17 protein-coding genes and 1 CRISPR repeat array are annotated in these 23823 nt (G+C 46.6%); of the genes, 7 read left to right on the top strand and 10 right to left on the bottom strand.

The annotated features are described in order from the left end of the window. Positions 1-22 precede the first annotated feature (22 nt). Positions 23-235, top strand: coding sequence for a helix-turn-helix transcriptional regulator (locus KD145_RS20370; RefSeq protein WP_249219467.1), 213 nt, complete (start codon positions 23-25; stop codon positions 233-235). Positions 236-359: 124 nt separating this feature from the next. Continuing rightward, positions 360-1305: a CRISPR direct-repeat array (repeat unit 29 nt; unit sequence GTTTTAATCGTACTATGTAGAATTGAAAT). A gap of 27 nt (positions 1306-1332) precedes the next feature. After that, entirely contained in the window at positions 1333-1608 is a 276-nt protein-coding gene (locus KD145_RS20375; protein ID WP_212001206.1) for a hypothetical protein, read from the top strand. Between the two features lie 34 nt (positions 1609-1642). Here KD145_RS20375 and KD145_RS20380 read toward each other — a convergent pair whose 3' ends face one another. Further along, positions 1643-2731, bottom strand: a complete 1089-nt coding sequence (locus KD145_RS20380; RefSeq protein WP_212001208.1) for an MrcB family domain-containing protein — start codon at positions 2729-2731, stop codon at positions 1643-1645. 55 nt (positions 2732-2786) lie between these two features. Further along, positions 2787-4640, bottom strand: coding sequence for an ABC transporter ATP-binding protein (locus KD145_RS20385; RefSeq protein WP_249219469.1), 1854 nt, complete (start codon positions 4638-4640; stop codon positions 2787-2789). Positions 4641-4974: 334 nt separating this feature from the next. Here KD145_RS20385 and KD145_RS20390 point away from each other — a divergent pair, with 334 nt between their 5' ends. Continuing rightward, the gene (locus KD145_RS20390; protein WP_212001210.1) at positions 4975-6201 is read left to right on the top strand and encodes a glycosyltransferase family 87 protein; all 1227 of its coding nucleotides are present in this window, start codon (positions 4975-4977) and stop codon (positions 6199-6201) included. A 398-nt stretch (positions 6202-6599) separates the two neighbouring features. Then, positions 6600-8882 (top strand): GH92 family glycosyl hydrolase, encoded by a 2283-nt coding sequence (locus tag KD145_RS20395; protein ID WP_212001211.1) that lies wholly within the window; start codon positions 6600-6602, stop codon positions 8880-8882. An 85-nt stretch (positions 8883-8967) separates the two neighbouring features. Here the strand turns inward: KD145_RS20395 and KD145_RS20400 are convergent, their stop codons facing one another. From KD145_RS20400 to KD145_RS20410, 3 genes are all read right to left on the bottom strand, one after another. Beyond that, on the bottom strand, positions 8968-10053 hold the full coding sequence (locus KD145_RS20400; protein WP_212001212.1) for a family 10 glycosylhydrolase: 1086 nt from the start codon (positions 10051-10053) through the stop codon (positions 8968-8970). Positions 10054-10058: 5 nt separating this feature from the next. Continuing rightward, positions 10059-11177: a carbohydrate-binding family 9-like protein gene (locus tag KD145_RS20405; protein WP_212001213.1), complete on the bottom strand. Its 1119-nt coding sequence runs from the start codon at positions 11175-11177 to the stop codon at positions 10059-10061. Positions 11178-11360: 183 nt separating this feature from the next. Next, positions 11361-13406, bottom strand: a complete 2046-nt coding sequence (locus KD145_RS20410; protein WP_212001215.1) for a M13 family metallopeptidase — start codon at positions 13404-13406, stop codon at positions 11361-11363. Positions 13407-13527: 121 nt separating this feature from the next. On the opposite strand from KD145_RS20410, the gene KD145_RS20415 reads away from it, so the two are divergent. The 3 genes from KD145_RS20415 to KD145_RS20425 all read left to right on the top strand — a co-directional run bounded on the left by KD145_RS20415 (position 13528) and on the right by KD145_RS20425 (position 15387). Beyond that, entirely contained in the window at positions 13528-14715 is a 1188-nt protein-coding gene (locus tag KD145_RS20415; RefSeq protein WP_212001217.1) for a DUF5009 domain-containing protein, read from the top strand. A 156-nt stretch (positions 14716-14871) separates the two neighbouring features. Continuing rightward, positions 14872-15111: a hypothetical protein gene (locus KD145_RS20420; RefSeq protein ID WP_212001219.1), complete on the top strand. Its 240-nt coding sequence runs from the start codon at positions 14872-14874 to the stop codon at positions 15109-15111. 24 nt (positions 15112-15135) lie between these two features. Next, positions 15136-15387: a hypothetical protein gene (locus KD145_RS20425; RefSeq protein WP_212001221.1), complete on the top strand. Its 252-nt coding sequence runs from the start codon at positions 15136-15138 to the stop codon at positions 15385-15387. Here the strand turns inward: KD145_RS20425 and KD145_RS20430 are convergent, their stop codons facing one another. From KD145_RS20430 to KD145_RS20450, 5 genes are all read right to left on the bottom strand, one after another. Beyond that, entirely contained in the window at positions 15388-17277 is a 1890-nt protein-coding gene (locus KD145_RS20430) for a monovalent cation:proton antiporter-2 (CPA2) family protein (RefSeq protein WP_212001222.1), read from the bottom strand. A gap of 2 nt (positions 17278-17279) precedes the next feature. Beyond that, entirely contained in the window at positions 17280-17885 is a 606-nt protein-coding gene (locus KD145_RS20435; RefSeq protein ID WP_212001224.1) for an NAD(P)H-dependent oxidoreductase, read from the bottom strand. A gap of 10 nt (positions 17886-17895) precedes the next feature. Further along, positions 17896-19746, bottom strand: coding sequence for a chloride channel protein (locus tag KD145_RS20440; protein ID WP_212001225.1), 1851 nt, complete (start codon positions 19744-19746; stop codon positions 17896-17898). Between the two features lie 16 nt (positions 19747-19762). Next, entirely contained in the window at positions 19763-20617 is an 855-nt protein-coding gene (locus tag KD145_RS20445) for a transglutaminase-like domain-containing protein (RefSeq protein ID WP_249219471.1), read from the bottom strand. Between the two features lie 87 nt (positions 20618-20704). Further along, positions 20705-23284 (bottom strand): hypothetical protein, encoded by a 2580-nt coding sequence (locus tag KD145_RS20450; RefSeq protein WP_212001226.1) that lies wholly within the window; start codon positions 23282-23284, stop codon positions 20705-20707. Between the last annotated feature and the right edge of the window lie 539 nt (positions 23285-23823).

Genomic DNA, 23823 nt, shown 5'->3' on the forward strand with positions numbered 1-23823 from the left:
AATTAGCATTAAAAGCTTATACATGAGTGGCAAAATATTTAACCGGATAAAAGCAGTCCTGGCCGAAAAACAAAAAACTAATAAATGGCTGGCAGAAACGCTCGACATGAACATTAACACCGTCTCCAAATGGTGTACAAATAAAATACAGCCTACCATTGAAACACTTTTCGCCATCGCCGAAGCGCTCAATGTTGAAGCAAGGGAATTACTGGTGGAACGAAAGAAATCCTAGAAAGTCGTCGATCCCCGGGGGGAATCTTATTATTAGAGGTCGACGACTTGTTGTGCGGAAAAATTGGTAAATTGGGAGGATGGAATGCTTAATGGGCAAGGGAGGTGCGTTTGAAATTGTTAGGGTTTTAATCGTACTATGTAGAATTGAAATCTAGATGGTGCCAACTATCAATTGATTGATTCAGCCGGTTTTAATCGTACTATGTAGAATTGAAATTATCTTACAACCACTTTTCTGGCATTGGGATCTGGTTTTAATCGTACTATGTAGAATTGAAATTTTGTTTCTTTCTGTTAGAGGCAGCATTTCGTATGTGGTTTTAATCGTACTATGTAGAATTGAAATCCTTTATTGGCCTTTGGAATTTTGCCGACGATTACGGGTTTTAATCGTACTATGTAGAATTGAAATTTCGCACGATTTAAGTCCTTAACACCAAATTCACCACGTTTTAATCGTACTATGTAGAATTGAAATTTTTTATAGTATTCAATACTGTCAATGAGCAGCTGGTTTTAATCGTACTATGTAGAATTGAAATTGTGGAGAGGTGATAACAAGGCCTCCTGAAATCTTGGTTTTAATCGTACTATGTAGAATTGAAATGTAAAACTGGCGCCCAGCCGTGCTGATATGGAAAGGGTTTTAATCGTACTATGTAGAATTGAAATCCCGGTAGGCATCATTCTTTTTAAAGAAGGATAATCCGTTTTAATCGTACTATGTAGAATTGAAATCCGGCTAAAAAACTTGGCGCGAATGGCTTTTCACCCGGTTTTAATCGTACTATGTAGAATGGAAATATAAGCCATGGACTGCGAAGTATCGATAATATAGTAGTTTTAATTGGACCATAAAGGAATTGAAATTGCATGGCTATAGCGTCGGTTACGGTCCCGCCACCAGTTTTAATTGGACCATTGAGGAATTGAAAGAGGCATACTCCCTGTATTTCTGCATTGGTCAATACTGTTTTAATCGAACCATCAAGGAATTAAAAATAGTACCTTTATCTGCCTATTGCGTTTTTAAAAAAAATGCTTTAATCGCATCACTAAGACTTTGAAAGTTTTTAACCCAAAAAATCTTCACACATGTACATCTACAGAACTTTGCATCATCCAGAAGGATGGAGAGGGCAGGCTGAGTTTGAGATCCGAGATAACCAGATCTTTACAACTGTTAACCATGCCACTGGAACGCATACGCAGCCCTGGTTTGAGATTAACAATGACAAGGTTTATCCTACTATGTATCACCCTAATGGGCGTAGTTCTTTTGCTTGGTTTGAAATTCATGAGGATAGTCTGAAGACGGCTGTTCATCATCCGAAGGGTGCACAGGGATTACCTTGGTATAAAATACAGTAGGAATCCTCATGAATAAGAGGTGATAATGCACCTCTTATTCATCAAAATAATCGTCTTTGATATAAGTGTCGATGAGTGTTTTTTCGTCTATTTCAATACCTCGAAAGTGTAAATTAATTTTTCGCTCTTGAAAGAATCTTTTGACAAGGTCTTTTTTATGAGCATTTTCTCCATGATGAAAAGCCCTATGGCAATTAGGACAGAGGGCGATGATGTTTTCTGGAACATCAATGCTGTATCGGAACCCATCTTGTAATGAGATAGGGATAAGATGATGCGCTTCTACAAAAGGTTTTTTAGTTTTCCCTGATTTAAAAGTTTGGTGTCGATTATCTACTTCACATTTATAGTTAGCATTCAATAATGCTTTGGAAGCAATACGTTCGCTACGCGGCCATTTGGTGGGTATTATGGGTTGTTGGGATGGTTTGGCGATTGGTCCATCAGGTAATGTTGCGGGAGGAAGATCTTGAATGGCATCTTGAAAATCCTCTTCTGTAGGGATGGTGATGTTAACAATAGAAGGTCCAATGACTTCTTTCATGGTGCTATATACCCCGACCATTTTCTGTAGGTCGTTTATTATCATCTGGTCAGTGGGCATTTCATCTATGAAATAAACCTGACTAAAAACAGTTCCCCATCTATACCCTTTCGTGCGTGTTCTTTCTGCTAATAGATCGATTTCCTTAGTCGAGAAGTTAGTAATAGGGCTGAATTGCTCTTGTAGCGCGCGTTTGTTTTTCAGGATGATTCTTTTACCTATTCTCGGACCATGCGCATTTTCAAACTGAGTCCAGCCTTGCAACAAGACCAGATAAAACTTTGTCATGCGCGAATCGAAGAGATAAACGATGTAATAACCTTCTTCCGGAGAGGTGGTAATAGTTTTATCGAGAATAGATAAGTGTGGGACTTCCGCCATGATCCCCTTACCTACTGAACCTTTAGACAGATATTGTTCAGTAGAAAGACCAGAAGCTTCCTGTAGTGCTTTAGGAAGAATTTCTGTTAATATTTTAGTGGAGCGAAGATGGCCATATGACCTATTACCTCCATTTTTGACACTATTTTTTTCGCCGGGATAGATGCTGATAAATTCTGAGAATAGTTCTTGCAACATGATAGACGGGTTAAGGAAAATCGCAGTATCAATATTACAAAAAACGCCTCAATTATCACTTATACCCTGCCGCCTGCAACTCAAACAACTCCGCATATTTCCCTTTCTGTTCCAGTAGTTGCTCATGACTGCCTATCTCTGCCAGTTGACCTTTTTCGAGCACGAGTATACGATTAGCCATACGCACGGTAGAGAACCGGTGTGATATCAACACGGCAGTCTTATCTTTTGTCAGGTCGGCGAAGCGGAGGAATACGTTGTACTCAGCACGAGCATCGAGTGCAGAAGTGGGTTCATCGAGAATGAGGAGCTGTGCATCTTTCATATACGCACGTGCCAGGGCTATTTTCTGCCATTCACCGCCGGAGAGGTCAATACCCTGATTGAAGCGACGGCCGAGCATCTGCTCATATCCGAGGGGCATTTTTTCGATGAGCGGTTCAGCCAGACTTTGACGGGCCGCATCCTGTATCAACGAAAGGTTATGTCCCTGATCGATGTTGCCGACGGCGATATTCTGGGCTACCGTCATCTGGTAGCGCTGGTAATCCTGGAAGATAACGCCTACCTGCGTACGAAGTTCGTTGAGATCGTACTCACGGAGGTCTACACCATCGAGAAGGATACGTCCTTCCGCCGGATCGTATAGACGTGCGAGTAGTTTGACAAGGGTCGTTTTACCGGCACCGTTCTCCCCTACCAGCGCGAGCTTTTCGCCGGCATGCAGGGTGAAGTTAAGGTGACGGATAGCCCATTTATCGGAGTTGTGATATTTAAAACCTACATCTTCAAAAGTGAATCCCTGCCCGATCGGGTGAGGAAAAGGCCGGGGATGTTTGGGAGAAGTCATCCGGGGTTGTATCTCGAAAAACTCGAAGAGGTCTCTGAGGTACATGGCGCCCTGTGTGACACTGGAGAAACGTATCAGAATACCCTGGAAGGTAGTACGCAGCTGCCGGAAGGAGCCGGCAAGGAAAGCGAGACTACCGATAGAAAGCCCGCCACTGATCGTTTGCAGGATGATGATGATATAGGCTGTATAATAACCGGCACTGCCCAGTAAGGCGAAGAAGGTGCCCCAGATGGCATGTCTCGATTCCAGGTCCTTTTTATCATTATAAAACTTGTCGGATATCACACGGAAGCGCTGAATAAGAAAATCCGACAGGTTAAATACCTTCACCTCTTTGGCTGTTTCGTCGCTAGCGCCCAGGTAGCGTATATAGTCCAGTTCCCGCCGGTCGGAAGTCTGCCCCCAGGTAAGGCGGTAATGCAGGTGGTTAAAGTGCGATTCGTTCAGAAAGGCGGGGATAACCGCCACCAGCAACAGTAATATCAGCCAGGGATTGAATACTATCAGCCCGGCGGCCAGAAAGCCCATGGTGATCAGGTCCTGCACCTGACTGAGGACTTGCGAAAGCAGGATTGTCCGGCCAATGGTTTGCTGCCGGGCCCGTTCCAGTTTATCGTAAAATTCTGAATCTTCAAATTGATCAAGATCCAGCGAGGCGGCATGCTCCATGAGTTTTACGGAGGTATGGTTGGCTACCAGATCTCCCAGCAGGCTGTCCATGAGTGTGATGGCTCTGCTAAGGGCGTCGGAAAGTATGGCGAGTCCGAATTCGAGGGCTACCAGCTGCCACAGCAGCTGCGGGGTTGGGTGGATTTGATCTTTGGAGATAAGCACTACTTCGTCAATGATCATCTTACCTACATACAACAGTGATACCGGCATGGCAGACTGTGCGATACGCAACAGGATATTGGCAATCGTTAATCCGGGGCTGGTTTGCCATACCATTCTGAAAAAGGCGGGGATATTACGCAGGGCGGCCAGCCGTTCCTGAAAAGTTAATCTGTCTTCTGCTGCCCGTGCTCGTTTCTTATGTTTAGTGCCATACTTATTCATAAGATTAATTTACGTAAAAATGTCACGCAACGTGCCACACAAAAAATACACAAAGGTCGTACCCTTTGCGTCTTTCAGGACAACTATTCTATATCTTTGTGCCCGCGAATGCAAAAAAATACGATTACATGGTAACACTTTTTGTTTTTGTTATGGCCGTAGCCATTCTGGTTATCGGAGGTGCCATAACCGCCATCAACCTGCAATCCAGGCAGTGGTCTTCTTCTGAAGAATAGTTATCATCCACAGATTACCTGAATAATTATAGTCCTTCAATAGAGGGATAAGGCTGATTGCTGCGTCACATAAGCATATTATAGTATTTGAACCTACGATGAAGTACATAGCTGCGCGGGAGAAAAGGAACCTGCTGACGTATTTAGGAGAAAAGGAATGGTTGATCATGTTCCTTTGGTTTGGGTTGGCATTTGTTGGAGCCATCACGGAAATCTCTAGAGGGAATATCAATAACTTCCTCATTTTCAAGAATGTATTCTTCCATCTGATACATCAGCAACCGTTATATATCGAATATCCGCAGGAATACTACGATGTAAACCTGTACGGTCCGGTTTTCAGTGTTGTCATAGCTCCTTTTGCGGGGCTGGAGACAAGACTGGGCGCTTTACTGTGGGCACTCACCGGTGCCGGGGTATTGTATTATGCTATCCGGCAGCTACCGCTTAACCGTATTCAGCAAAATATTATCCTCCTGCTCTGCACCCAGGAACTGATGGGAGCCAGCGGGTGGTTTCAGATGAACCAGTTTGTTGGGGCATTCATCATCCTTACCTTCGCTTCCATTGTCAAAGGAAAGGATATGTGGGCAGCGTTTTTTATTGTACTCGGCACGCTCACAAAGATCTACGGGATTGTAGGACTGGCCTTCTTCTTTTTCAGTAGTAATCCCAAACGCCTGATAGCTGGGCTTTTCCTGTGGGGAGGAATTTTGTTTGCATTACCGATGCTGATTTCCAGCCCTCAGTATGTGATTAACTGTTATTTTGAATGGTATGCTGCCCTGGCACATAAGAATACCCTGAACGAAGCCGTGACAACCATTTTCCAGGATATTTCTGCCGGAGGTTTTATCAAAAGAGTATTTCATATTCCCTGGCTGAGCAATACCTATGTGCTGATACCAGCTATGATCATCTTCCTGGCTCAGTATATCATGCTGCCTTACCGTTATAACTCCCGTTACCGTTTATATATTTTGTGCTCTGTGCTGATGTTCCCGGTACTGTTTAGTACCAGCTCAGAATCACCTACCTACATTATTGCCATCCCGGCTATTTGTATCTGGTACGTGATGCAGCCGTCTACCCGGGCCAATAATATATTTCTGTTTTTTGCCATACTGCTGGTAAGTTTCTCTCACTCCGATGTGGTAACCCCCTGGGTGAGGAAAAATCTTGCGGTGCCTTATGCACTGAAGGCCTTGCCTTGCTTGGTGTTATGGCTGATGATCGCGTATGAAATCTTTACTAAAAAGTTCCTGGTGAAACCACCTAAGCCTGAGGAAGCTGCCCCTGTACTGGAGCCGGTAGCCCAGGCATAAGGAACGGAGATATGCCAACGATATCACTTTTACGCCAACTTATAGACGAAATGGCCACATGCCCAGGCATGTGGCCATATTTTTTATCAGATTGCCTTAGAACTGACGGTTAACAGTCCTGTTTAGCTTTTAGCCATCTCCTGGTTCTGTACCCCCGGCCCCATTCTCTGACAGGGCGCTATGGGGTCTTACAGCCCGTTACATTACCATGGCTACTGCCCTATCTAAAATCATATTCAGCAGCTACTCAGCGTTCCTACCTATCTCTGATTTTTTGTTAATACCATTAACAAAAAAGTTATTTCCCGACGCCCAAGGCCCTACTCTTTCCATTCACAAAAAAAATGTTAAAAAAGTTATCCTGACCCCGTATATTAGCTTGCTAAAAGGATTTAGTTATGAACATGGGATTTAGGATCGGTGGCGCGCTGACCCTGTCGGCCATGATGCTCAACAGCATTGAAGCCGATGCACAGAAAAAGCCCGCCAAAGGCTTCAGCGAAAGCAGATCGGTAGCAGCGGTAGACCCGTACATCGGCTCAGGTGGTCATGGACACGTATTTGTAGGTGCCAGCGTGCCCTACGGCGCGGTTCAGGTAGGACCTACCAACATCGTTAAAGGTTGGGACTGGTGCTCCGGATACCACTACTCCGACAGTGTTGTAATCGGCTTCTCCCAGATGCACCTCAGCGGCACCGGTATCGGCGACCTGGGCGATGTGCTGATCATGCCTTATACCGGTAACGTCCGTACCAACCGTGGTACACAGGACAATCCGACTTCCGGCTACGGCTCCCATTATTCTCATACCCGCGAAAAAGCCCGTCCCGGTTATTACGCGGTAAAACTGGACGACTACAACATCGACGTAGAACTGACCGCTACTGAAAGAGTAGCCCTGCATAAATACACCTTCCCTAAAAACGAACCATCCAATATCATCATCGACCTGAAAGAAGGTATCGGCTGGGACGGCCCGGTAGAAACATACATCCACCAGATAGACGACTACACGCTGGAAGGTTACCGTTTCTCCAAAGGCTGGTCTGAAGACCAACGGGTATGGTTTACCATCAAGTCTTCTGTGCCGGTAAAACAGTTTATGGTCTTCGAAGGAGAAACTAAAAATGAAGGCAAATCCCTGAAAGGCAAAAACGTGAAAGGCGTTATCTCCTTTGCTAAATCCCCCGGACAGGTAATGTTAAAAGTAGGTATCTCCCCCGTGAGCAGTGCCAATGCGCTGGCTAACATCAACGCAGAAATGCCGGGCTGGGATTTTACCAAAGTTGTCAACAGCGCCAACGCCAAATGGGACAAAGAACTGTCTAAAGTAAATATCCAGACTAAAGACGAAGCTACCCGCCGTGTATTCTACACCGCCCTCTATCACACCATGATAGACCCTGCGCTGTTCAATGACCACAACGGCAGCTTCCGCGGCACCGATAAAAAAGTATACCCTAATCCGGGCTTCGATAATTACTCCGTTTTCTCCCTCTGGGACATCTACCGCTCTGCGGCTCCCCTGGCCACTATCCTGCATCCTGAAAAAGTGAACAGCTTCGTGAACTCCATGCTCACCATTCACAAACATCAGGGTAAACTGCCGGTATGGCCACTCATGGGCAGCGAAACCAACTGTATGGTGGGGTACCACGCAGTACCGGTGATTGCAGATGCTTACCTGAAAGGATTCTCCGGATTCAACGCTGAAGAAGCTTTGGAAGCCATGAAAGCTACTTCCATGCGTGACGACCTGGGCGTTAAATATGTGAAGGAAAGAGGATACATTCCCGCCGATAAGGAATATGAATCTGTATCCAAAGCGCTGGAATATGCCATTGACGACTGGTGCATTGCCGCCATGGCCAAAAAGATGGGCAAGCAGGAAGACTACGAATACTATAAAAAACGTGCTTCCTACTACAAAAACTATTTCGACAGCACCATGAAATTTGTACGTCCCCGTCTGAGTGATGGCAGTTTCAAAACACCATATGATCCGTTCAACTCCATCCACGAAAAAGGTGACTTCACCGAAGGTAACGGCTGGCAGTATACCTGGCTGGTGCCTCACGACGTAGAAGGACTGATAGGCCTGATGGGTGGCGATGAAGCTTTTACCCGTAAACTCGACAGCCTTTTCACCGCTAAAGGTGATATGGGTGTGCAGGCTTCCAATGATATCTCCGGTCTTATTGGTATGTACGCGCATGGCAACGAACCTAGCCACCACGTTACCTATATGTATGCTTTCGCGGGCAACCAGTGGAAGACTGCAGAAAAAGTAAGACAGGTGATGAAGGATTTTTATTTCGACCAGCCTGAAGGCCTCGCAGGTAACGAAGACTGTGGCGCAATGTCATCCTGGTACGTGTTTTCTTCCCTGGGCTTCTACCCTGTTAACCCCGCCAACGGTGTTTACGTAATGGGTAGCCCCCTGTTTGATAAAGCCACCCTGAAACTGCAGGGCGGTAAATCATTTACTGTACAAACAGTCAATAACAGCAGCGAAAATATCTACATTCAAAGTATTACACTTAACGGAAAACCCTATACGAAAAGTTTTATCACTCACAAGGACCTGTTGAAAGGTGGTACAATGGTAGTAACGATGGGTAACAAACCGAATTACAACTTTGGTAAAAATATAGCAGACAGACCTGCGAATAATTTATAGATTTTCTGATTTTGGTATTTTTTGATTTCGGGATTTAAATGGAATCCCGAAATCAAAAAATACCAAAATCAGAAAATTTGAAAATCTACACGCTCTCTCCCAATACCTGTAATACTTCCGGCGTCACTGTGCCGAAGATCGAAACCCCGGCGGCTCCGTTATCAATAGCCAGTTTCACCGCTTCCCTCAGATCATTGTAGTTATTATGGAAGTCAGGCAGGAAAAGCCCTGCATACAGAGGAAATGCACCATGCAGTGTTTTAACCCCTTCTGCTACAGCATCTCCTATCCAGGTAATATTTTCCCGGTAGAACCCGTGATAGATCATCGGCATAACGGCATTCAGCGGCCAGTTGGTCCAGTCTTGCCTTACAATACGTTTGGCAATTTCCGGTGTTGGAAATACTGCGGCTGAAATAGGTTTTTTATGCTGCTGTGCCACCTGCGCCAGGTTTTTTACCACATTGGTAACGCGGTCGTAGCGGAACTTGCGCCAGGAAGGACTCTGGTCCGGATGTTCCAGCTCCAGCGGATCTTTGCCGTAAGCGGATTTATAAGCGCTGCGGCAATCGTTGCAGTAACAGAAATCGTATTCCGGCAGCTCTCTGGACTGGTCGATGCCGTAGTTCCCCCACAAGTTTACCGGCAGGATCACATCACAGAAGCGGACATAATCCAGATGGATACCATCCACATAATCCTTGGAAAGGAACTGTTGTACCTGCGATTTGAGGTAGTTCACTACTTCCGGTTTACTCGGACATAACCAGCGGTAGTAGTCCACATAAGGTGGGTGGTTGGAACAGGATTCGCCTTTCCGGTTGACGGCGTACCACTCCGGGTGACTAGCCAGCAGTTCTTTTTCTCCGCGGTTCATGGTCCACATCCAGCGATGTGCTTTGATGCCGTTGGCTTTGGCAGCTCTGAAGTGTACTTCGCTGTCTGCTTCAAAAAACAGATCGGTGATACCGGCCTGGCGGTAAGTGGCATAACGTTTTTGCAGATCGGCTGCTTTTTCTTTTGGATCAGGGTTGATCCATACACGGTGTTGTACACCGATTTTTTCCATTGACTGCGGCTTTTGGGCAGTAGCGGCGCTGGCTGGCAGCGATGGTTTGGCAAGGGCAAGTCCTCCGATGCCTAATGCTTTGATGAAATGACGTTTATCCATAGCTGTTATTTTCTTTCGGTGGTGATACGACCTTCCTGGTTGATACGAATAATACCATTGAAGGTATTGCCTTGAATGCCGGCATTGAACTGAGAGCTGATGCCTTCCATTTGCAGGGAATATACGGCTCCGTCGGTAGTGGTTTGTTTGGCGGGGACTTTCAGCTCCTGCAGGCTGGTAGCGAATTTACCATGGCGTTGCCGGTACTGCAGCTGTTGATGGTAGATGTGCCACAGATAACGTTTGGCAGGCTCTGTGGCTGGCATCTGGAAGTTGACTCTTTTTCCTCCGGTGGATTGTGTACTGAACTGCAGGTATCCCCATCTTTCAGGAGCATGCATGTTGATGATTTCCTGTGGCGACCATACCCAGTTGTTTTCCGGCTTTTTTAGTTTGACATACTGATTGTCTTCTACTTTGGTATCCCATTCTACCCTGGAGAAGTTGATGCGCCAGATGGTGCTGTCGGAGGGCCGGCGTACATCGTTGAAAAAGCGCAGGGCATTGAAGGGGATGGCTATTTCCACGGTCCATTCCTTGTCTTCGTCGTTGGGCTGGTTGAGTGTACCGTTTATATGAACGGCGGTCTTTACGCCTTTAGTATCCCAGTTGAGCAAAGCGTTACCACCATTGCGGTAAGGCTTGTTCATGAACAGGTCCATTATGGTATTGTATGCATTGATTTCCAGTTCAAAATACTGGTGCGTATCACCATCAGGATCGATAAATACTTCAAAATCATTATCCTGAAAGATGATGGCATCATGTTCTTTCAGTGTGGCCCAGATATGGGGCTCCTGCATGACGGCTGCAATGTAGAGGTAGTGCTGGTCCCACATCATTTTCACCTGGGTGCGCAGCGGTGGTTTGGGTTTGGCATTTCCTTCAATGTCGGTGAAGTCATCAGTCCAGGGCACTTGCTGCCAGGCTGTTTCAGACAGTTTGCCATCAATGGAAATGCTGTCATTGGTTTGATAACAGATGTAATGGCGTGGTGTTCCGGTAAATGGTTTGAAGGATTCTGAAAAAGTCTGTCCCTTAGCGGTGATACACATGATGAGACTGCAAAAAGCGGTAGTGGCACGGATGAACGCCTTGCATGGGTAATGGTTTGATCTTGACATTTTTTAAATGTTTGAATACCAGTCTTCTGGTTTCCGAAATAATTAGCTATCCAATTTCAATATGGGTCTCAAGATAATGGGTTAATCCAACAGAACAAACAACATCTTCTATTTAAAAAGAATAAAAAAAACCTGATCAGGATTTTCCTGATCAGGTTTACAAAAAGTAAAAGAATCATTCAATTACCAAATTCTGACGCGCGCGCTATCTGCTCTCCACATACCGTTACCTTCTTTCACGTTATACACTTTATAAAAAGCGTCTACATCGCTGAAAGGTCCGTTCACTCTGAATTTAGCAGGTGAGTGAACGTCGGTGAGTACACGACGGGCGAGCTCTTCTTTTTTGGTATGGCTCAGCCATCCCAGGGAGTAACCCATGAAGAAGCGCTGTGACGGCGTATATCCGGCGATAGGTTGGTTCTTTTTGAATTGTTCGGTATGTTGGAAGGCATCCCATCCGAGGAGGATACCGCCGAGGTCGGCGATGTTTTCGCCAAGGGTGGCTTTACCATTGATGTGCTGGCTATCTACCACTACATAGCTGTCGAATTGTCTAACCATCACGGCTGCACGCTGATTGAATTTGCTTTCATCTTCTTTGGTCCACCAGCTTTTCAGGTTACCGTCTGCATCAAATTGACGGCCTTCGTCATCGAAGCCATGGGTGATTTCGTGGCCGATGGTGGAGGCGCCGGCATAGCCGTATACGAGGGCGTCATCCAGTTCTTCATCGCGTTTACCGGGAACGGTGAAGATACCGGCGGGCAGTACGATTTCGTTGTTGCTGGGGTTGTAGTAGGCGTTATACGTCTGTGGAGTCATGTCCCATTCGGTGCGGTCTACGGGTTTACCCAGTTTGTTGACGGAGTAGTTATGCCACCATTGACGGGCTGCTTTGATATTCTGGGCATAGGACTGGTCTTTGATGTCCATTGCGGAGAAGTCTTTCCATTTATCAGGGTAACCTACTTTTTTGGTGATCTTCGACAGTTTGTACAGTGCTTTCTGTTTGGTGCTGTCGCTCATCCAGGTGAGGTTTTCGATGCGTGTTTTGAGGGCGCCGCGGATATCCTCCACCATGTTTTCATATCTTTTTTTGGCGGTAGCATTGAAGAATTCTTTTACGAACAGCTGGCCCAGGGCTTCGCCGATGGCATCTTCTTCAGTGTCCAGCACGCGCTTCCAGCGGGGTTTCTGTTTCTCCTGACCTTTGAGCAGGGTGTTGTAGAAAGCGAAGTTAGTAGCCGCGATGGTGTCGCTAAGCGATGAAGCGGCGCTGCTGATCAGGTGCCATTTAAGATAGTTTTTCCAGGTGCTGAGGGGCTGCGATTTAACGGCAGCACTGAGGGCGGTATAGAATTCAGGCTGACCAACAATGATGGTGTCAGCAAACTTACTAATGCCTTGTTGTTTGATGAAGGCGGCCCAGTCGATATTACCGGCTATTTTATTCAGCTCTGTTACCGGCATTTTGTGGTAATTGGCTTCCGGATCGCGCAGGTCGGCCAGCTTACGGCTGGATTTGGCCAGCAGGGTTTCCAGCTGTATAATGCCTTCAGCGGCTGTTTTGGCGGCGCTGGCATCCATACCGGTGAATTGCAGCATATGGGCGATATGAGCAGGATAAGCCTGTCTTACCTTAGTGGTGCGCTCATCGGTGTTGAAGTAATAGTCGCGGTTGGGGAGTCCCAGCCCACCCTGGTAAAACTGCAGGGCCATGGCTTCGCTGTTTTTGCTGTCCTGAGCAATGTAAGGACTGCACATAGCGCCGGTATAGATGTTCTGGGTGGCGGCGAGTGCTACCAGTTCCTGTACGTTGGTAACGGCATCAATAGCTTTGAGATCTTCTTCAATAGGTTTGATACCGGCAGCATTGATGGCTGCGGAGTCCATACCGCTTTTCCAGAAGGCAGCTATCTTGTGGGAGATGGCGTCACCTGGTTTTTCTGCGGCTTGTTCGTTGATAAGGCGCAGGCGTTTGTACAGCTCTTCCTGTACGAGGTTACCGATGCCCCAGGCGCTGTATTCTGCGGGTATGGGGTTTTGTTTGATCCATCCGCCGTTGACAAAGTCAAAATAATCTTGTGCGGGGTTGACAGTACTGTCTACATTGGCGGCTAGGATATCAGGGGTAGCTTGTTTGTCGGCAGCGGCTTTTCCCTGGTTGCAGGCACTCAGATAAGCCATACCGGCTATACTCATGCCTGTGAGCAAGTATTTCCTCATATTTGATTGGTTGTTTTAAGGCTGGAAAGATAAAGGTTTTTTGGGCAGCGCCCTTTAAAATAGACAGAATACTATTGGTTTTATATTGTATTTTGGAAGATAGTCAACCAGCTTATCCCTTATGATCAACAAACTATCCACCGGTCGTATTTTATCTATTGATGCTTTTCGCGGCATTACCATTCTGGTGATGATCTTTGTAAACAGTGTAGCGGGTGTACAGGATATTCCTGCATGGATGCAGCATGCACATGCAGAGGAAGACAGGATGACTTTTGTAGATGTAGTGTTTCCGGCATTTTTATTCATAGTAGGTATGTCGATCCCTTTTGCGATCAACAGCAGGCTGGCCAAAGGCGACAGCTTCTGGCAGCTGCAGCGGCATATCCTGTGGCGTACACTGGGACTGCTGGTGCTGGGCGTGTTTATGGTGAATACCGGCGGGTTGAATGCTGCTGCTACCGGCATCAGCGTGGCCGTGTGGGCATTGTTGTTTTATGTAAGTGTGGTGCTGGTATGGAACGTATACACGTTCAAAAAAAGCTGGATAACGTGGTGCTTCAAAGGAGCTGGCATCATATGCCTGATCGTGCTGGGTTGTATATACCGTGGTGGTGAAGATGGGAGCCGTCACCTTACACCGCAGTGGTGGGGTATCCTGGGGCTCATCGGCTGGGCATATTTTTATGCCTGTGTGGTGTACCAGTTGTTCAAAGGCAACTCCAGTGCTATCTTCCTGATGATCGCTGCATGTACCGGGTTTTATATTTTATGTCAACAACCATTTATGAAAGAAGGAGCCTTGAACTGGCTTACTTCCCAGGAAGGCAATGCTGCGCACCTTTCCATTGTGTTGTGCGGAATGCTGCTTACCTTATTTTATTTTGATGAAGACCTTGGTCTGAATGGAAGCCGATTGGTTTCGAGGATAACAGGTTTTGCGCTGATGTTGGCGCTGGCTGCGTTGTGGCTGCGTCCTTCCTTCAGGATATCCAAGATTCATGCAACGCCCAGCTGGTGCCTGTTCAGCGCCGCTATCTGTGTGGTGGTGTTCTCACTTTTGTATTTTTTAATAGATGTAAAACGCGTCAGCAGATGGACTTCTTTCTTCCGGCCTGCCGGTTCTAATCCTTTGCTGACCTACATACTGCCTGATATTGTTTATTTCGGGATGATCGCATTAGGTCTAAGTCTGCCGGCTGTTTTACAACAAGGCCTTCCCGGAATTATCTGGTGTATGTGTTTTGCGGTGGCCATGTTATTTGTGGTAAAAGGACTCAATAAACTGCGTATCCGCCTGCAACTGTAACTTTCTCCCTCCTTATTCCGTTATAGCATATACGTAGTGTAGAAAATATCTGCGTATGAAACATCCGTATGCCTTGTTTATACGTAGATATGTGTGGTATTGCGTTTGTAACCATAATTCCGTGAACAATTTTTTTATCCCAAAAACGATCCACTGATGAAAAAAATAGCGATCATATTAGTGTTGGCAGGGGTGATTTTAGCTACCTTAGCACAGTATGCCTATTCAAACGATTGGATGTGGTTCAGAATCTTCCACACCCTCGGTTTCATAGGCTATATATTTATCATCAGCGGACTGGCTTATTTTTCCCTGTGGTTGATTCATCAGCTCTCCCGCGATGAAAAGAACAGAATCAAACGTTATTATCAGCAGCACAGAGAAAAAGAAGCATAGAACCGCACAACACGGTTGTAAACTATGGCAACAGATATTTTTACGCTGAAGTTTGAATATAAGGGTCACCCTCATATTCTGGAAGTGAACACGGTACACCAGACCTATAAAACAGTATACAAAGTAGTTATTGGAGAGCACGAAATCACCTACGAGCCCGACGAAGAAGGATATGTAAGGGCCGTATCAGACAAACCCATACACGACCATCCCCGTCCGGTAGATATCGAATTATTACATCACGTGGCCGAACTCATCGTCCATCATATCCTGTAATCACGTTTCCGGCTCACCACGGACTTCATCACGGATAGTCTCTGCATCCCAGCCCTGCCCCTCATCCAGCCAGGTTTTGATACGGTCGGAAGAAATGAGCTTTTCCATTTCTTCGATCCGCTCCCTCATGCTGTTGACATATTGTTTCTTGTCATCACGAAGAGCAGAAAGGCTTTTCAGCGTCTGCTCATCCTGACGGAAAAATGTCCGTGCCGCCCGCTCACTGTGGTAGGCCCGCGCTCCCAGCATCCGCAAGGCATCTACGCCCATACGCAGCGAGGTGTCTACCGTCTCCCGGTAAATATGTAATACGCCCAGGTCCATCAGGTCAAAGGTATCTTCTACCTGCTGGGCCCTTACCAGCAGCTGCAGATGCGGGAAATATTTACGGGCCAGCTCCACAATCTGCCGGGTCTGATCAAAGTTGTCGGTGGCTACAATCAGCAGTTTGGCATCGTTGGCCCCGGCAGCCACCAGCAGATCATAACGGGAGGCATCACCGTAATATACTTTGATGCCCAGGTTGTGCAGCGCATCCACCCTGTCGGAATCCAGGTCCAGGATAGTACATTTGATACCATTAGCCCGAATAAAACGGCCTGTCATGCTGCCAAAGCGGCCAAAGCCTGCAATGATCACCGGATTTTTCTCATTGATTTCATCAGAAGACCTTTCCTCCTGGTCGGATGCCTGGCGGGTAAACCGTGGCTGTACCACCTTTTCATACAATAGCATAATCAATGGTGTGAGGGCCATACTGATGGCAACAATAGCCGTGAGCATCGCTGTCAGCTTTTCATCCAGCAGTCTTACCTGGCTGCTGAAAGACAACAGCACAAAGGCAAACTCACCAATGTCCGCCAGGGCAAAGGCAAACAACAGGTTCTGGTCTGTACTTAGCTTGAAGATCTTCCCCAGTATCAGCAGCACAATGGCTTTCACCAGCATAAGTCCAATCACCAGCCCGAATATCAGCAAGGGTTCCTGCAGTATCAGCGAAAAATCAATAGAGGCTCCTACGGCAATAAAAAACAATCCCAGTAAGAGGCCTTTGAAGGGTTCTATGTCACTCTCCAGTTCGTGCCGGTATTCACTGTTGGCCAGTACCACACCGCCCAGAAAGGCGCCCAGCGCGGAACTGAGTCCTACAAGGTTCATCAGCACCGCAATGGCTACCACCATCAGCAGGGCCGTGGCGGTAAATAGTTCACGTACCCGCGTACGGGCAATGATTCGCATCAGCGGATTTACAAGGTACCTGCCGGCGATGATAATGGCGGCAACGGCCCCCAATACTACCAGGGTCTGGCCCCAGGCGGGCAGGTCGTCACGAAGAGAGTGTTCATGCAGCTCCGGTGCTGCAGCTGCATGAGTGGCCAGCAACGGAAAAATGGCCAGCATGGGGATCACGGCAATATCCTGGAAAAGTAATACGGAGAAAGAGCTCTGTCCTGCTGCTGTGTTCATCCACCCTTTTTCATTAAGCGTCTGTAAAACAATAGCCGTGGAGGATAACGACAGGATCATACCCAATGCCAGCGACGCATTAAACGGCTGGCCCAACAGATAAGCCAAACCGGCAATGGCAGCGGCACTCCCCAGCACCTGAAGCCCTCCCAGCCCCAATATGGATGTACGTAACCGCCACAACAGCGTTGGCTCCAGCTCCATCCCAATCAGAAACAACATCATCACCACCCCGAACTCCGCAAAATGCATAATATCCTCACCCTCCTTGCCAATGAATCCCAGTAAAGAAGGTCCTATGATCACACCCGCGATGAGATACCCCAACACTGCACCCAGCCCCATCTTTTTAGCAAGGGGCACAAATACAATAGCAGCAGCCAGGTATACCATCGACTGAAATAAAAGGGAATGTTGATTCATACTTATTGGGTTTGTGATGGAAGTTGAAGGGCTTCGTTCATATAGGTCAGCTGTGGCAGGACGGATAAGTCAATTTTATCGTCCCGCAGCATCTCCAGCATCTGGCGGTATCGTTTGGCTTCCTCCCGGATGTCTGCAATATCCATCCGGTGCACGCCATAGATCAGATAGGGTGCCGCATATTGCATGTTGCACAGCACGGCTGTTTGAGTAAAAGGTGCCAGAAACTGGCGGACAGAATATTGATGTTTTCCCTCTTTATGATAAGCACTTTCAGCACCACCGGCGGAAATAACATTGGTAAAATATTTCCCTTTCAGGGCTTTGCCGGTATGACCATAGGCCCATCCATGCTCCAGCACCAGGTCCAGCCACTGCTTTACAATGGCAGGGGCGCTGTACCAATAAAAAGGATGCTGCATCAGAATGATATCATGCTTTTCGAGCAAATGCTGCTCCCTGTTAATATTGATATCCATTTCCGGATACTGTTCGTACAGATCATTAAAGGTGATGCCCGGCATCCCTTTGATAGCGGTCAGCAGCTGTGCCTGCACTCTCGACTTCTCCAGCGCCGGATGCGCAAAATTGATTAATACCCTGGCCATATATATTTGTCTATCCTTCGGAATATTCCTGTAATAACAATCGGTACTTACTAAGGATACTTGATTTGGAGATAAACCCGATCAGCTGCTTATCCTGCACCACTGGTAAACTCCATACATGTGCCTCGTCAAATTTTTTGAGTACCAGCGTAATATTCTCTTTTAAAGATACTACTGCCGGCGGAGCTTTCATTAATTTCTTAACAGTGACAGTATCGTATAGTTCCGGGCTGAACAGAATAGGACGGATATCATCCAGGGTGATGACCCCTTCCAGCACCTGCTGCGCATTCACGACCGCAATAATATTATGCTGCCCTTGTTTGACTATTTCTATCAGCTCCCGCAGATTGCTGTTGATATCGATCTGCTGGATATCTCTTTCTACCAGTTCCTCCAGCTTCAACATCAGCAGGATATTGCTGTCGTGCGCTTTGGTAAACACTTTCCCCTCCTCAGCCAGTAGTTTGATTTCCGGAGAGATGGGTGAAAACCATTTAGCCATCAGGTACGAGGTGGTGGCAACGATCATCAGCGGAATAAACAAATCATAACCGGAGCTGGATTCCGCTATCAGGAAAATGGCCGTCAGCGGGGCATACATCACACCCGACATCACGCCAGCCATGCCTACTATCACCAGATTAGTGACCGGCACATCTTTCAGCCCTATCTCCGAACAAAGCATCGCAAAGAAAAAGCCCAGAAAGCCACCGGCAAACAGCGACGGTGCAAAATTACCGCCATTACCCCCGCTCTGGATAGTGATAGAAGTGGCAAAAGCCTTCAGCAAACAAACACAGCCAGTAAAAACCAGCAGCATCCAGCTTTGTGGCGGTAGGTAGCCAAAGAAGCTGTTTTGAAGAATCGTTTCACCATGACCACTAGCCAATGACTTCACAGCAGCATAACCTTCCCCGAACAAGGGAGGTAGCGCCACACAAAGAAATGATACCAGCACCCCGCCCAGCATGGCCCTCTGTAATGGACTCCAGGAAAGGCGTTTGAAGAAATGTTCCACCTTATGTGACAGCACCACAAAATAGCGGGCATAAAATCCACACAGCAGGCCCAGTACAATATAAAAAGGAACGTTATGATAGTTGAAAGGTGTCCGGGATTCAAAGTGAAACAGCACCTCTTCCTGTAAGATAATCTTGGAGAGCAGGCTACCACAAACCGCGGCTACGATCAGTGGCATAAAATCTGAAAACACCACGCCGGTCAACAGGATTTCGAATGCAAACATCATCCCGGCTATGGGCGCATTAAAAGCAGCGGCAATACCGGCAGTGGCGCCGGCGGCCAGCAGCAATGTCCGCTCTTTATATCCCAGGGAATAGGTCCTGGCGTAGTTGGAACCCAGGGCCGCACCGGTGACGGCTATAGGGCTCTCCAGTCCGGCGGAACCGCCCAGCCCAACAGTGATGGCACTTTGCAGAATCTGGGAGTACATTTTTACCGGCGGGATCAGACTCGAATTCTGGGCTATCTCATGAAGGATGGCCGGAATCCCTTTACGAGACTGGCCTTTAAAGAAAAAGATGACGATCAGGGTGGTCAATACTATTCCCAGGAAGGGAAATACAACATAAAAAATGACCTGCGTGCCGAAATGTACTTTGTAGGTAATAACATAGTGAATATAGTGTACCAGCATCTTCAGCACCACACCTGCCAGTCCTGCGGTACAACCTACCAGAATACCGGAGAGTAACAGGAATTGATTACGGGTCAGGTTGTTATGCAGCCAATGCAGGATTAACTCATAGCTTTTGGCTTTTCTGACGCTGAATTGCTCAAAATCTCTCTTAAACCTGAAAAAGCTATGATGTTTCCGGATACGGCTAAATTGACTCATGTGGCAAATTTATGGATCACAGCTCAATCAACGCATAAACTTTATCGTTCATGTATGGTCCGCCGGGATGCCGGGCGGTATAATCCAGGTTGATCCAGTACTCGCCTTTTAATTCGTGATAATAAAGCTCCTTGATGATGGGTTTGGGAAAAAGAGTCACGATGGCCTGCTTCATAATCTCGAAATCATCTTTGCTGCCGCAATACAGTTCAGGATATGCATGGCCTTTGATGAGTACTATACGGCAGCGGGCCCCGACAGACTGCAGACAGGAGGTCATCAGAATAGAGTGGTCATCGCAATCACCTCCCAGTCCATTCTGGATGGTTTCCTGAGGGGTGGCAAAATATTCGTCCCTGCGGGAGTCGAGCACATATTTGAAATTATGGTTGATATAACGGAAAAGTGACAGGAAGCGGGTAATCTTCCCATATTTATAAAAATACTCGTCATAATAATCCAGCGAATGTTTTACGGAGAAGTTGCGGACTACAGAATCCTGATAGTTGACCTTCTCCCGCATGCCTCTTACGGTTTTATCGCGGTAGCTCTCTACCCTGCGGGGGTACAAGCTGAGGATGTCGAGTTGTTTGCTGTCTTTGGTGCCCCAGTTGCCCTGCACCATCCCTTTGTAATCGTTCAGTACATTGGAAAAGGTATAGCTGTCCCGGTATTTGTTGATCAGCAGCAAGCTGCATACCAGCAGAAATGCGGGTATGACCAGTGGCTGGAAAACCCATCTGAGAGCATATACCAGCAGGATACTGATGATGGTAGAAACTACCAGGTCAATATGGAACCCTCCTGCCACGATAGGCGGGATGAACCGGTTTATATAAGGTGCAAGTGGTAACAACGTCAAGAGGCTCAATGAGTTGAGCAGTAGTTTTGTAGACGTTGAGTATTTAATTTCATCAATGGCCATTATGCTATGCAAGAAAGCAAAATTATGCCACAATCACCTGGCAAAATTTGGAATGGCTTGTTTGAAAGAGGTACTGTTTCTGATTAGTTCGATTTGTTGTTGTGTGTCGGTGATTTGTTTGTCCATGTTGAGATCGCGGTAGATATTCTTCAGCAGTGCGAAATTCATCAGCGCGAGTACTTTCATGTCCAGTTTCTGTGCACTCTCGATGGCTATTTCCGCGGTACGGATAGCCTTGTGGAATTCATGTTCATTATAATATACAGTAGCATGCAACAGTTTCTGGAATGATTCCAGGAATTTGCCACTGAAATAGTCGGAAGAATATTTTTTGATTATCTGATCGGCATGACGGCAGATCCTTTCCGCTGATTTGATATTCCCCAGTCCAAGGTGGCCCTGTGCCTGCCAGCACAGCAGCATGAGCCGGAATGAGTCCGTTTTTCGGTAAGGCAGGGAAGGATATGCCTGGAACAGGCGTTGGGTGAAGTTGAGCAGATGTTCATAATCTCCCATCAGCAGGAAGGCGGTACCCATGTTACGGAATACAATTTCCTGCGCCACAGAAATATGCTGCCGGGAAGTATGTCCCCAGTATTGCTGATACTGGTAGATTTTAGCCCGGATGGTTTCATTCACGAAGCCGAATTTGAGGTATTCGTAAATAAAGAGCAGTACTTCATAAGGAGTTACCCACAGTTCACCATCAAATTCATCTGCAGTGTATAGTTTTTTGATGCTGTTCAGTTCCAGTTCACACTGCTCGGCGTCGAGCTGCAGCATGGCCATGGTAAACAACATATTCCTGATTTTGAGTTTGTCTTCCCGGGCTTCTGCCAGTCCCAGCAGGGCGTTCAGCACTTTTCGTTTACGGAAGTGCATGAATTCGTCGTTGATGATCTGGCTGAGCGGGTTTTTCTTGAAGAATCCTGAGGGGAAGATCGATTTTAATTCCACCTGATTGTTGCCTTCATGTTGATAATGCAGCACGAGGTATTCCAGCAGATGGGATTTTTCGATGTTAGCCAGCGGGAGATGGAACATTTTGATGATGCCCTCAGTTTGCCGGGAGGTGATGGTATAACGTAGGAGCCATCGGAACACCCCGATACGGTAGGGCGATTGCGGGAGATGATCCAGTATACTGCGCAGCAGGTTCTCATTGATTTCCTGGTTGCTTTGCTGCAGGTAGTGCATGGCCACAAAATATTCCAGCAGGAAGGTGTGGGCAAAACGCACTTTTACATGGAACATGATTTCCTGACTAAGGTTTTCTTCTGCCAGGATGTTATCTGCCAGCAGTTCCTTATAGGCAGGGAACAGGTCTGCATTCTGGTTGAGCAGCTTGCTTTTATCTATATAGATACCGCTTCTGCCGTAGTCGAGTAACGTCAGCAGTTTTTCGATGATCTTTATTTTAAAAGAGTTGGTTTGGGAGTTGAATACACGATTCTGTACAAACCGGGATACGATTTCAAACAGACTGAGGTGTTCATCCACAAAGTTTTGATCGGGGCCGGTATTGAGCTGACAGAAGAGTTGCAGGTAGTACGGGTTGCGTAGCTTCTGCAGAAAGCTCTCTGAAAACATGCGCACCGTGGATGGATCGAAATGATGGTTATACAGCACAGACTTCACTTCCTGTTCAGCGAGGGCCGGCATGTTGATATTGGTTTCTTCGTCCATTTCGGGGCCCAGGTACCAGTAGCGGCGGAAGGCCGGGTACTGGTGGGAATGCTGGAATATCTCCGACCAGGTGCTGCTGCGGATAGAAAGGATCACTTTCACCCACGGATAGCGGTCGTTGGAGTACACGAAGTCTTCCAGTTTGGTATATAATAGTTTGAGTTTATCACCGGATACGGCGATCTCATCGAAGCCATCTATAATGAGAATGAGGCGGCCACCTTTATTATTAAAGTGGCTGGCGAAGTATTCCCGGAAGTTTTCACCCTTGCCGAGGTCCATTTGGTTGTCGAGCCAGTTGGCCAGCGAGAAGCCTTTCAGGAGGAGGCTTCCGGCAGCGTGTGCGTGGATGAACCAGCATACGTCGTGTTTGAACCGGGCGTCTTTGCAGAACCAGAAGTGTTCGGCCAGATGTACCAGGGCCACGGACTTTCCCCAGCCTGAAGGTGCAATCAGGGCCGTGGCAGCATAATCGCTTTCGAGGAAGCGCTCAATATGTGCGTTGCAGAATGAACGGGGAACCGTGAACGGAAATGAAATACCAGAGCGGTTTTTAAGTGTCAGGATGGTATAATGTGACACCGCGTCCGCTTTGGTTTTCAGTTCATCCCACCTGCGTGTGTCCAGTTGCTGGTTGCTGCGACTGGCATTGTTGAGCAGTTGATAATGATGTTGCTGGAAATCTTCCCAGTCCTTGAACCGGCAATACTGGGACAGGGTGTTTAATGTGTAACGTGAAAAGCTGTGTTGTGTAACAGCAAATCCGAATACCCTTTTGAGCGTTGTTTCGCTCACCAGTTTTGTGGTGTTATCCAATATGGACTGAGCCAGATTCTTGCAATCTGCTGATGACATGACTTCAACGCCGTATCTGCGTAAAACTTCTTTCTGCAGTGTCATGATGAAGTCATAGGATAGATCAATCATAGGGGACAATAAAATGGATTAGGAATTTCCGATACTTTTTTAAGTACGTATCACTCAGGCATTTAGATTTTTAAAAACTAAAATGAACAAGATGAACAGGCGGCATAATCAGTGATTATATATATGTTTAATTGTAATAAAAAACATTTTAGCATTACTGTACAAATTTATTTATGTATAAATATTTGATTTTTACATAAATAGATCGCTGGTCTTCATTCATCTTTTCTAGCATCCTTCGTATAAAAAAAACTGAAAAAATCAGGAAAATTTTAGCCACCTGCATGCTCTATTCACTGAATCACTTTATAGGGTATAATGGGAGAATAGGGTATTGAAGAGTTTGAAATGAACAAACTGAACGATGTTGAACAAACTGAACGAGTCTGAGCCATTGGTCGAAAACTGAACCAAAATGGCCCATCTAATATCAATCTCTTCACATACTTTCGTAAGGTTTTTTACAAAGCTTTAACATATGGTCGAAAGTAGGATGTAACTACCACCTCCCACTTTCCACCTCGCTGTCATGTAACCAT

The organism is Chitinophaga sp. HK235, assembly GCF_018255755.1.
Lineage (GTDB): Bacteria > Bacteroidota > Bacteroidia > Chitinophagales > Chitinophagaceae > Chitinophaga.